The following is a 12,431-nucleotide window of genomic DNA, read 5'->3' as shown; positions in this document are numbered from 1 at the left end:
GTCTTTTTTTTACTGACAGCCTATTTTTTCTTATTGGCTTTTTGTAATTTACTGACCAAACCTTTGAATTGACCTTCAAAAGTCAGGACATTATTGAAAATATCCTCGCCATCATTAAGCATTTTAACCGTTACCCAGCCTAAAGCTTCTGTAATTGTTGTTGCCACTGTGGCATTAATTGCTCCACCTGCAACTGTTCCCACCGCAGGAACAAATTTTAAAACATTCCCTACAAGGCTTCGACCTAAACCTACAACAACTAATTCTTTGGTGATTCCTTTTGCTAATGCTTCTGACCAAGAGGCCCCAAATATCTTATAAAGTCGCATCATCATCGTCAGCTGAATTGGAACAAGCAAGACAGCATCTGAAAAGGGAATTGGTGAAAAGCCAACAATTGCCGCCGTCAAGGTAGCAAAATGGATGGTTTCATGACATTTTTTTCTTTTTTGAGCGTCAACGCCAACTAAAAATTCATCAAAGAGGTGGTCAAATTTCTGAGAATTGTTAGCCAAGAACTGCTCTGCTTTTGCTTTTGAAACAGTTAGCGAAGAGCTGATTACTTTTGCTGAACGAGCAGGCATTTTTTTGAGCACTTGATTAAAAAACTCCTCAAAAGCTACATTACTTTCTTGATCTTTTTCTTTTATTTTCTTATCTGATTTTTTAAACATTATCTCTCCTTCTCACCTATTTTTAACTCATTATAACAAAATAGTCTCTTAATACACGAAAAAATCAATCTAAAAGAGACTGATTTTTCGATATCTTATTTTGCAAATTGCGAATTATAAAGGCTGGCATATAATCCATTTTCTTTAAGGAGACTTTCATGGTTCCCCATTTCCACAATATTTCCATTTTCCATAACCAAAATCTGATTGGCATCACGAATAGTTGATAAACGGTGAGCAACGACAAAGCTTGTCCGTCCTTTTAATAGACGATTCATCGCTGATTGAATCAGGCGCTCCGTTCTTGTATCTACACTGGATGTGGCTTCATCCAAAATCAATATTTCTGGATTTGCTAAAAAGGCACGGGCGATGGTTAATAACTGCCTTTGCCCCTGAGAAATATTGCTTGCGGCTTCATTCAAAAGGGTTTGATAACCTTGAGGTAAAGTGGTGATAAATTCATCAGCATGTGCCATTTTAGCTGCTTGAATCACTTCTTCTTGTGTTGCTTCAAGACGACCATACTGTAAATTATCCATAATTGTCCCTGAGAACAACCAGGTTTCTTGTAAAACCATTGCCATTCGTCCACGTAATTGTTCACGGTCAATTTCGCGAATGTCTTTTCCTTCAAGTAAAATTTTTCCCGAAGTGACATCGTAAAATCGTTCGAGCAAGTTAATCATTGTTGTTTTACCTGCTCCAGTTGGTCCCACAATGGCAATCATTTGCCCAACTTCAACGGAAAAATTAACATCTGTCATTAAGGATTGATTTTCATTATAAGAAAATGCGACTTGGTCAAAATTGATGAAATCAGTCTTGTCAGTCGCTCCTAAATTACTGACAGCTTTTTTTGAACTTTCGTCAGCAACTTTTTCACTGACAGGAATTCCGTCAGTCATTTCTTTTTCATCTAATACTTCAAAAATTCGTTCGGCTGACGCAACTGTAGCCTGAATGGTATTGAGCATATTCGAGATATTTGTGATTGGCTGTGCAAATTGATTGGTATATTGCAACATGGCTTGAACATCTCCGAGATTAACCGTCCCTGAAATAACTTTAAGACCACCAATTACGGCCATGGCTAAGTAATCTAAATTATTGATAAATCGCATGGTTGGATAAATCAAAGTTGATACAAATTGAGCTTTCCAAGCTGATTTATAAAAATTATCATTTCTTTTTGCGAATTCTTTTTCAGCTGAGGCTTCATGATTGAATGTTTTAATGACCGCATGTCCTGCATAATTTTCTTCAATTTGGTCATTCAATAATCCCAGATTTTTTTGTTGTTCAGCAAAGAATTTTTGCGATAAAGGTGCAACAATCCTTACCGTAATCATTGCCAAAGGAACTGTGATAAAGGCGACGAGTGCCAACTGCCAAGAGATGGTCAACATGAAATAAATAGTTCCAACAAATTGCAAGAGACTTGTGATAAGCTGAATCAAAGTTTGATTTAAAGTCCCTGAAATATTATCCATATCATTTATCATTCGACTCATGATATCCCCATTACTATGACTATCATAATATGAAACTGGCAATTTTTTCATTTTGTTTTTAAATTCACGACGTAAAGTATAAACTGTTCGTTGCGAAATGCGTGTCATAATGCTTTGTTGCAAAATCCCAGAGATAAATGAAATCAGATAAATGACCATGACATAAAGCAAAATAGATTCGACCTTAGCCATGTCAATTTGAATTGCGGTATGATTTTTTAGACTTTTTGTTACGCCATCAAATATCACTGTGGTTGCATTTCCCAAAATTTTGGGTGCCTGAACCGACAAAATTACTGACAGCGAAGCAATTAAAATTGAAAAAAGGAGTCCCCATAAATCTCTCCGCATGTATTTGAAAAGTCGAATAATCGTTGGAAAGAAATTTTGAGCTCGACGACCTTTTTGAAAACGGTCAGCCCCCTTGCCACCTCGATTGAGATAATTTCCTCTCATCATTGGTCATCACCTCCTCTGACGTTCAAATGTGCAATTGAAACACCCATCTTGACCAAATCATCATCCGAGAGTTGAGATTGCATTGTTTCTTGATATTGCGGACATGATTTTGCTAAACTTTCATGAGTACCAAGTCCTACGGCAATTCCATTTTCCAAAACTAAGATTTGGTCAGCTGACATAACAGTTGCGATTCTTTGAGCCACAATCACCTTGATTTTATTTTTATGTTTTGCCGAATGATTAATAGCTGTTCGTAATTGTCTGTCAGTAGCAAAGTCTAAGGCTGAAAATGAATCATCAAATAGATAAATTTCTGCCTCTTTAATCAAGGTTCTGGCAATGGAAAGTCTTTGCTTTTGTCCCCCAGAAAAATTTGCCCCATTTTGTTCGACTGCCATGTCAAGTCCGCCTTGTTCCCTGACAAAATCAGCAGCTTGTGCAATTTCCAAAACTTGCCACATTTCTTCATCTGTTGCATCACTTTTCCCAAATTGGAGATTCGAGCGGACAGTTCCTGAAAAAAGTTGAGCTTTTTGTTGCGTAAAAGATACTTTTTCATGCAAATCATACTGTGAAATTTGGCGAATATCAGTACCATCAATTGTGACACTTCCATTTGTTGGGTCAATTAATCTGGCAATCAAATTCAAAATCGTTGATTTACCAGAACCAGTCCCCCCAATAATTGCTAAGGTCTGACCAGCTGCTACATTTACTGACAAGTCACTTAGCGCTTGTCTTTTTGCTTCATCAAATTTGAAAGACACATGATTAAGAGCTAGAGAATTGCTGACAGAAACATTAGTCGTTCCGTCAGAGGAAATCGACACATTGACAGATATGCTCGAATTTTCATCAGTAATTTTATCTTTCGTGTCCAAAACTTCTCGAACCCGTACAGCCGAAACTTGGGCCCTCGGCAACATAACAGCAACTGCTGATAATTGCATGAATGACATCAAAATCTGGGTTGCATAGGTCAAAAAGGCAACTAGTGAACCCATTTCCATCATATTTTTACTGATAAGATGAGCGCCAAACCAAACAATTCCAATATTTGTAAAACTGAGAATAACTGTCATAATTGGCATTAACATCGCAATCGTCGTTAAAACCACTTGACTGGTATGTGTCAAATCGCGGTTAGCCTCATCAAATTTATCAATTTCATATTGGTCTCGTCTAAAAGCACGAATCACCCGAACACCAGTCAAGCCTTGTTGAAAAATCAGATTAATTTTATCAACTTTTGTTTGCATTGACCGAAAACGTGGCATAGAAATGGAAATATTAATGACCACAGCTAAAGTTAAAATAGGTAAAGCAATTAGAAAAACCAAAAGCAAATCATGCGATAATTTCCAAGCCATAAAAATAGAACCGACGAGCATCATCGGTGCCATGAGCATCATCCGTAACATGGTTTGAAAGACATTTTGTAATTGGGTCACATCATTTGTTGTACGTGTAATCAAAGTTGCATCGCCAAATTCCTGAAAATTACGCTCATCCATAAATAATACTTTATTAAATAAATCACGACGCAATTTCAGACCCAATCCTTGAGATTGTTTGGAAGCAAAATAAACATTTCCAATCGCCGAAAGCCAACTGGTCAGGGAAACAAAAAGCATAATTAAGCCCATAAACCAGATATATTTCATATCAGATTGACTAATTCCCTTATTGATAATATCCGCCGTAATCGTTGGAAGCCAAAGATTAGTCACAACTTGAATAACTAACAAAAAAAGTGCCCAAAAAACGGGCCAAAAATTTAAATATCGCCTTCCAATTGTTAGCATAGTCTCCTCTTCTCTACATAAACTATCTTTAATAGTTTTTCTTTATTTTTCTTAGTTTTCATTCAAATATTATAGCACTTTTAGAGGAAATTAACAGAAAAAAATGCTGACAGAATTAATCAGCATTCATATTTTTTCATAAATAATGGAATTTCTTCAATTAATCGACTTGGCAAGACCACATATGTTTTCCGAGCTAAGACGCTTGCGATTAAACTATGCAAGTAAGTTGCAGCAGCAACTACTTCCTCTGTTTCTCCATGAAACTGAGCTAAAAAGCCACCAACCATCCCAGCTAAAGTGTCCCCCATTCCCCCAGTTGCCTGAGCTGGACTTCCTATTTTCAAGATAAATGATTCCCGATTTGGCGCAAAAATTCGTGTTTCTGAAGATTTAGCAACGACAATCGCTCCGAGTTGATTAACAAAATCTTGAACTTCTTCTTTGGTTTGTTGACCAATTTTCAAACCAGAAAGTCGTTCCAATTCCATTTCATGAGGTGTAAAAACCGTATTTTCAGGAAATGGTAAGTCTAAATGCTCTCTAGCAAAAAGGGTCAGTGCCGAGCCATCAATGACCAACTTTTGATTTTCTGTCAGTAAATTCAAAACTTCTGTCAATAAATCTACTCTTTCCAAACCCAGGCCCGGTCCAATAACAATGACGTCAGCAGCTTTTGCTACTTCTCTTAGCTTTATCAAATCATCAAAATCTAAAGTCATTGCTTCTGGAAGTCTTGCCTGTAAAGCACTATGATTTTCTTTAGCCAGTGCCACAGAAACTAATCCAGCACCTGAATAAACTGCACTTGTCGTCGCCAAAATAGCAGCACCACCATATTGACTATTGCCACCAACCACTAATAAGCGACCATAAGTTCCTTTGTAAGAAGCTTTTTTACGTTTTTTAATTACTTTTCCTAAAATTTCATCAGTCAGTTCAATCATAATGCTATTTTACCGCATTTCATATCGATTTCCAATATCAAATATCAATATTTAAAATCCTTATCGCTCGCTGAATTTAAATTTACTATTTTTCAATACTCTTTCCCCTATTTCTGCTCACATCATGTTAAAATTAAAGCATGACAAAATCAGCTAAAACATTTGACGTTATTGTTGTTGGCGCAGGCCCTTCTGGAATGATGGCTGCCATCTCAGCCGCGCAAAACGGAGCAAAAGTTGCTCTTATTGATAAAAATAAAAAAGTCGGAAAAAAATTATTAATGACAGGTGGCGGACGCTGTAATGTGACAAATGCCCGTTCTGTTGACGAAATATTAACAAATGTTCCTGGAAATGGTCGTTTTCTTCATTCAGCCTTTTCTCAATTTTCTAACCTTGATATTATCGAATTTTTTGAAAGCAATGGTGTTAAATTAAAAGAAGAAGACCACGGGCGCATGTTCCCTATAACCGACAAATCAAAAACAATTGTTGATGCCCTCTTTAATAAAATTTTGAGTCTCCATGTTTCTTATTTTCCAAGCCAAGCAGTTGATAAGCTCCTCATTGAAAACGGAGCGGTAATTGGTCTTGAAACGGACAGTGAGAGCTTTTTAAGCCCTACAATTATCCTCTCAACAGGCGGACGCGCATATCCTTCCACAGGTTCAACTGGTGATGGTTATCGTTTAGCACGCTCAGCAGGGCATAGTATTTCACAACTTTATGCCACTGAATCTGCCCTGATTTCTGACGAACCATTCATTTTAGACAAAAGTCTTCAAGGCATTTCCCTACGCGAAATCAAACTCTCAGTACTCAATTCTAAGGGAAAAGCAATAATCTCTCATCAGCATGACTTATTATTTACACATTTCGGAATTTCTGGTCCAGCTGCTCTCCGTTGTTCAAGTTTCATTAACCAACTTCTTGCTAAAGGTGAAAAAATGGTCACAGTCAGCTTAGACCAATTCCCCGAAAAAAAGTTAGGCTCTTTGAAAAATGAACTGACTAGCCTTTCTAAAACAGATAAATCAATTAAAAATGCCTTCTCAGGATTGACCCAAGAGCGTATGCTTCTATTCATCCTTGAAAAAGCTGGGATTGACCCTAGTCTTTCTGCCAAGACCCTATCTGAACAGCAAATTGATAAAATTGCAATTCTTTTCAAAAATTGGCAAATCGAAATTAGCAAAACTTTGCCAATTGAGAAATCTTTTGTAACCGGTGGTGGTGTTTCTCTCAAAGAAATCAATCCTAAAAGTATGGAAAGTAAACAAACCCAAGGGTTATTCATGACCGGTGAGCTTTTAGATATTAATGGATATACTGGTGGCTATAATATTACCTGCGCCTTTGTGACAGGTTTTGTTGCTGGAAAGCACGCTGCACAAATCGCTTCTTATTTCCAACAATAAGTCAGCCCTAGCTCAGGCTTGCACATTCTTTATAGAAATGGTACTATATTAAAGTACTGTTTTGCGGTGGTGGCGGAATTGGCAGACGCGCAGGATTAAGGATCCTGTCGGGAATTTTCTTGGTGCGGGTTCAAGTCCCGCCCACCGCACTAATAATAACTCGGCTAAGGCTGAGTTTTTTTATTGCCTTTTTTGGAAAACAAATAAAAAGTACCAAGACTGGTACTTTTAAAATTCCTCATAATGTTCAAAAAGCACTTCTAAATCTGCTATTTCACTTAACAAAGTTTGCCCAACATTCGTATCTTTGACTCGTTTTCTTTGGTCAACTTCGGCTACTAAGCGTTTCAGGCTAATAATATCCGTCCCTTTTTCAACTGCTTCTTTAACGGTTGAAAAGGGTTGATGAGCAACCAGTTGAATGCCAAAACTATTATAAAGAAGAGTATATCCAGCAATTCCTGTTTCCTTTTGATAAGCTTTTGCAAAACCACCATCTATCACAATCAACTTTCCATCTGCCTTGATTGGATTTTCACCATTTTTTTCTTTGATAGGGGTGTGCCCATTCACCAAATGTCCCCCTTCATCTAAACCAAAGTTTTCTAAAATTTTCCTGATAATTTCAGCTTCCTCACGCAATTGATAATAAGGATTTTTCTTTTCCACATGCGTATTCTTATCCTTGATATAATAGCGTTCAAAGGTTGTCATTGCCGTTTTACCAAATAATGAAGAGCATTCTCCCACCCAAAGATACCACATCAAATCTGTTGCTAAATCCGTCGAATTTTCTGGATGAGCAAGACATTTTCTAACCTCTTGGTCAAAGAAATCAAGCAAATCACGGCCAGCATGAGTCTCTTTGTTAACCGTAAATGATTTAAAATCACCATTTTCATGTAAGGGAAGACAGCCATGAATCAACAAGTTTCCATTATAAGAAAGATACATGGCTCCCTTCTCTTGTAAAAATTCAACATGACGTTTAAGTTTATCAGAACTTCTAAAATTATTTAATAAATGACTGATTATTTTTTCTTCTTCAGCAGTCAAACTTTCAGGTTGCTCAGGATTTACTGTGGGCGCTTGAAAATCAGTTAATTCATAAACTTCAGTTCCCAATTTTATTGTTTTTTCGGAAAAATCAATGAAATGAAGGACATCACGATGTTCAAGTTGAAAATCAGGTCGGCGTTTTATCAACTGACTCTCTAACTTAAATTGTAAAATGGCTGTGGCTTCTTGTAATTTATTAAGGAGTGCCTTTTCATCATCTGACAAACGAACCCCGTCAACCAAACGTGGTTGAAAAGCCTCACTTGGCTCATAATAACGTTCAGCATACTCTAAAATCATCCGTAAATTAATCCCATAAGATTCTTCAAGAATATCGAGATTTCCATAACGGGCACAGATTCTAATTACATTCATCATGGCTAAAGGTGAACCACTAAAAGCCGCCATCCATACAATATCATGATTGCCCCATTGAACATCAACTGAGGGCATTTTTATTAAGCGGTCAATGATTTTATCTGGATAAGGTCCTCGATCATAAATATCTCCCACCACATGAAGGTGGTCAACCGTCAATCTGCGAATCGTATCTGCAAGTGCAACAATTAAGCGAGTAAGTTCACCCAAATTTTGCAATTGTGAAAGGATTGAATCAAAATAATCTCTTTTATCAGTCGTCGAATCCACTTCATTGATTAACTCTTCTAAGATATATCGAAATTTTTCTGGAAAAGCTTTTCGGACTTTTGAACGAGTATATTTTTGACCGACAAATTTTACAGTCTTTAAAAGATAAACTAAATTGATTTGACAATAGTTCTCAAATTCTTCTGTCTCTTTTAGTTGACACTCAGAATCTAGTTTTTCTTGTGGATAATAAATCAAGGTTGCAAGTGATGATATTTCTGTCGCAGAAAATTCTGGAAAACAATCTCTAAGTTTTTCTTTGATACTGCCAGAACCATTTCTCAAAACATGATTAAAAGCATCATATTCACCATGCACATCACTCATAAAATGCTCTGTTGCTTTTGGTAGTTCACAAATAGCACTCAAATTAATAATTTCTGTCAGTACTGCTTCCTTTGACGAAAACTGTTTTTTTAGTAATTGATAATATTTTTTATCCATAATAAAAGTAAATGAGGTTTCGATCCCTCATTCACACTCTGCTTTCTATCTAAAAAAGTCGGGAATTATTAGACTTATTCTTGCATTTTATCATATAGAAAGCAGATAGTAAAGCGCTCACATTTGTAATTAATCATTATTTCTGTCAGTAAAATTTTTACTGACAAAAAAATCTGTCAGTAATTGACAGATTTTTTTTTGATTTTAATAAATAATACTTTAAGATAATTTCCTTCTGGAAAGTTGTCAGCAATATGAAAATCAGCTGGTAATTTTTCTTCTTGGAAAACGGTAAATTTTACTCCCTTATTTTTGAGCGCTTCTTCAATCATTTGACGGAATTTTTTATCAGAAACATTTGCTGCATTTGTTGATGCAATTAATGTCCCATTATTTTCTAAAATTTCAACAGCTTCTTTAACAAGGTCGCCATAATTTTTAGCTACTGAGAATGTTTTTTTACCATTTCTGGCAAATGAAGGAGGGTCGAGGACAATCATGTCATAAGTCAATTCTTTTTTCTTAGCATAATTAAAATAACCAAAAACATCCATCACATAGATTTTTTGACTCTCTGGTTCAATTCCATTGACCAAAAATTGTTCTCTCGTTTTATCAAGCGAACGTTTCGCCAAATCGACTGACGTTGTTTGACTGCTTCCTCCAAAAGCTGCTGCAACTGAAAAAGCGCCTGTATAACTAAACATATTTAGTAAAGTTTTACCAGTTGAAAGACCACTCGCAAGTGCCCCGCGAACATTTTTTTGGTCAAGAAAAATTCCTGTCATTAACCCTTCATTTAGATAAGTCGCATAAGTCACGCCATTTTCCATGACCAACAAAGGTTCAGCCGCTTCTTGGCCAAAAATATGTTGACTTTCTAAAGCAGCCTCAGAAAAACGAAGTTTTTCATAAGCCCCTTTAATATCTGGGAACACGACTTGAAAAGCCTTAACAATCGCTTTTTTTTGACTATATATAAATTGATTGTACCAAGAAAAGACAGCAAAACCATTATAAAAATCAATGGTTAAGCCGCCTAATCCATCTCCTTCACCATTAAAAAGACGAAAGGCGTTCGTTAATTCATCCTGATAGAAGTTCGCCCGTAAAGCGCGTGCATTGACAAATTTTTCCACATAAAAATGATGGTCAATTTTTACTGACGAAGAATCTAAAAGCCAACCCACTCCTTTATTTTGTTTTGAAAGATAACCTGTTCCAAGCGCTTGCCCTTTTTCATCAAAAAATTGTGCAAAATCATCCTCCAAGAAAGGTGAATTTAAATCTTCTGCCACCAAAAGTGGATAGCCAGCCCGCAATTTCTTTGCTGCTTTTGTCCGTACTGTAATTTTTTTCATGCTTTAATTATAGCAAAAAAGTACTTTCTTTTTCTTTTAAAAACCAAAATAACCACCAGATAGACTATCCAGTAGTTATATAATCAAAAACATATTTTTAAGTCCGACGAACATTTTTCAAGGCTAAAACATTCGCAAGGTAGAGTACGGCCGCAAATAGTAACATAATAAGCAAATCAAACCAGATTCCAGAGAATCCAACTCCTCTTTTAACCACTTCTTGCATGGCAGAAATTCCATAATAAACCGGAATACAATGAGCGATTGCTTGAAGAATGACAGGCATCGTATCCACAGGAATCAAACCAGAAAATAAAAATTGGGGAACAATCGCTAAAGGAATCATCTGTACAAATTGAAATTCTGTTTTTGCTAATGTGGATAAAAGTAATCCAAACAATAGAGCAATAATAGCGATAAAGAAATTAATGACAAAGACCCAACCAATATTCCCGTTATTATGAACCCCTAAAATCCAATAAGTAAAAATGACCATGAGTGCTGTTTGGATCATTGCAAGAATTCCATAACTCAAAGTATAGCCAGTCACGATTTCAGTCCGTTTTACAGGAGTGACTAACATTCTCCCCAGCGTCCCTGAGGTTCGCTCGTTCACTAATGAAATACCTGAAATTAGAAGCACCAAGAAGAAAGCAAAGGCTCCAACTAAAATCGGTGCTAAATCATCAAAAGTAGCATTTGTACTACTAGGATCTCCGTACAAATAGTGACTCGTTACTTTATACTGCTCTGTATCAACCCTGAAATTTGTTGAAAAACTTTGACCTGATGTTTGAGGTAACTTACTTATCAAATTTTGCAGAGCCTGCTTAGTCTCCTCTTTAGTTGCCTTAACTTGGCTTTCTTGAATGACTTGTGTTAAAAGTAGCTTAATCGCAGAACTTGTTCCATTTGACTGATTAGCATAACTAACATCAATATTTTTTCCCGAAATACTAACAATTGCACTCAAATCTTTCTCATTCATTGTTGAGCGATTATTTTCAGAAACACTAATCACTTTCAGATGTGCTTTATCATTTGGCATATCCTTCAAAGCTCTTGTTAATTCTGTATTATCAGACTTCAAACCCACTCTGTAAGCAGTATTTGACGGTACTTGAAAGAGAAAGTACATGAGCGTCAAAATAAATATTGGAGCTAAAAACATCATTGCCAGCGTCCTAGGGTCACCACGCCGTTGAAGCATAATTCGTTTAAAGATAGCAAGTGTTCTCATTTCGCTGCCCCCTTATTTTCTAACTCTAAATTTTTTCCCGCAACAATAAAGGCTTCCTCAACCGAGGCAACTTGATACTTTTCCTTAATTTCCTTTGGCGAACCTTCTGCTATAAATTTACCATTTCTAAGCATCAGTACGACATCACAACGTTCAGCTTCATCCATAACATGCGTCGTAATTAATATTGTTTTCCCTTGATTTGCTTGATTTCGCAGCTCTTCCCAAATTTCTTGACGTAATTCTGGATCAATCCCAACAGTTGGTTCATCTAAAAGTAAAATCGGAGCATCCGTTTGCAGAGCAATAGCGAGTGATAAGCGCCTTTGCATTCCTCCTGAATAATTAGAAATTGATTGATTTAACTGCTTAGTCAGATTTACTGTAGTAGCTGCCTTATCAAGTTTGCCTTGTAAATCCTTTTTTTTGATTCCTTGCAAAGAACCAAAAAATTCTAAATTTTGTTTACCTGTCAATTCCTTAAATAGGGCATCTTCTTGCGCCATATAGCCTAATTTTCCTAATACTTCTCTGTCAGGAATTTTTCTTTCAAGAATCTCAACATTGCCAGAATCCAATTTTTGCATTCCAACAATGGCTTTGATAAAGGTTGACTTTCCAGCTCCAGAAGGTCCAATCAAACAAATAATTTTTCCACTTTCAAACTCATAGGATAAATGGTCTAATATTGCTTTATCGCCAAATTTCACACTAATATCATTAATAGTTATTGGTGAGGTCATATTCTTCTCCTTTGATGGCATAAACTTTCTTTAGATTTGATGTTAAACTAATTGTAACATTTCATTTTTGAACCTCAAATTATTTTACCCTTTAGAAACTGCATATAAAAGTTATT

Annotated in this window: 9 protein-coding genes and 1 tRNA gene; 2 read left to right on the top strand and 8 right to left on the bottom strand. The window is 36.2% G+C overall.

The genetic code is table 11. The features are described 5' to 3' along the window. Positions 1-20: 20 nt before the first annotated feature. From QJV49_RS08660 to QJV49_RS08645, 4 genes are all read right to left on the bottom strand, one after another. Positions 21-674 (bottom strand): YcjF family protein, encoded by a 654-nt coding sequence (locus tag QJV49_RS08660; RefSeq protein ID WP_225512279.1) that lies wholly within the window; start codon positions 672-674, stop codon positions 21-23. 95 nt (positions 675-769) lie between these two features. After that, complete coding sequence (locus tag QJV49_RS08655) at positions 770-2,647, bottom strand: ABC transporter ATP-binding protein (protein ID WP_021723426.1); 1,878 nt, start codon at positions 2,645-2,647, stop codon at positions 770-772. After that, on the bottom strand, positions 2,644-4,455 hold the full coding sequence (locus QJV49_RS08650; protein ID WP_225512278.1) for an ABC transporter ATP-binding protein: 1,812 nt from the start codon (positions 4,453-4,455) through the stop codon (positions 2,644-2,646). The genes QJV49_RS08655 and QJV49_RS08650 overlap by 4 nt, the downstream gene beginning before the upstream one ends. Before the next feature lie 119 nt (positions 4,456-4,574). Further along, positions 4,575-5,402, bottom strand: coding sequence for an NAD(P)H-hydrate dehydratase (locus QJV49_RS08645; protein ID WP_225512277.1), 828 nt, complete (start codon positions 5,400-5,402; stop codon positions 4,575-4,577). A 140-nt stretch (positions 5,403-5,542) separates the two neighbouring features. On the opposite strand from QJV49_RS08645, the gene QJV49_RS08640 reads away from it, so the two are divergent. Then, entirely contained in the window at positions 5,543-6,820 is a 1,278-nt protein-coding gene (locus QJV49_RS08640) for an NAD(P)/FAD-dependent oxidoreductase (RefSeq protein WP_225512276.1), read from the top strand. A 63-nt stretch (positions 6,821-6,883) separates the two neighbouring features. Beyond that, a tRNA-Leu gene (locus tag QJV49_RS08635) sits at positions 6,884-6,969 on the top strand. 79 nt (positions 6,970-7,048) lie between these two features. Here QJV49_RS08635 and QJV49_RS08630 read toward each other — a convergent pair. The 4 genes from QJV49_RS08630 to QJV49_RS08615 form a co-directional block, all read right to left on the bottom strand. Then, entirely contained in the window at positions 7,049-8,971 is a 1,923-nt protein-coding gene (locus QJV49_RS08630) for a fructose-1,6-bisphosphatase (RefSeq protein ID WP_225512275.1), read from the bottom strand. 176 nt (positions 8,972-9,147) lie between these two features. Next, the gene (locus QJV49_RS08625; protein WP_139917701.1) at positions 9,148-10,332 is read right to left on the bottom strand and encodes a class I SAM-dependent rRNA methyltransferase; all 1,185 of its coding nucleotides are present in this window, start codon (positions 10,330-10,332) and stop codon (positions 9,148-9,150) included. A 97-nt stretch (positions 10,333-10,429) separates the two neighbouring features. Continuing rightward, on the bottom strand, positions 10,430-11,572 hold the full coding sequence (locus QJV49_RS08620) for an ABC transporter permease (RefSeq protein ID WP_225512274.1): 1,143 nt from the start codon (positions 11,570-11,572) through the stop codon (positions 10,430-10,432). Next, entirely contained in the window at positions 11,569-12,315 is a 747-nt protein-coding gene (locus QJV49_RS08615; protein WP_225512273.1) for an ABC transporter ATP-binding protein, read from the bottom strand. The genes QJV49_RS08620 and QJV49_RS08615 overlap by 4 nt, the downstream gene beginning before the upstream one ends. Positions 12,316-12,431 lie beyond the last annotated feature (116 nt).

The organism is Lactococcus sp. NH2-7C (genome assembly GCF_029953655.1).
Lineage (GTDB): Bacteria > Bacillota > Bacilli > Lactobacillales > Streptococcaceae > Lactococcus > Lactococcus lactis.
This window is presented reverse-complemented; position numbering and strand designations above follow the sequence as displayed.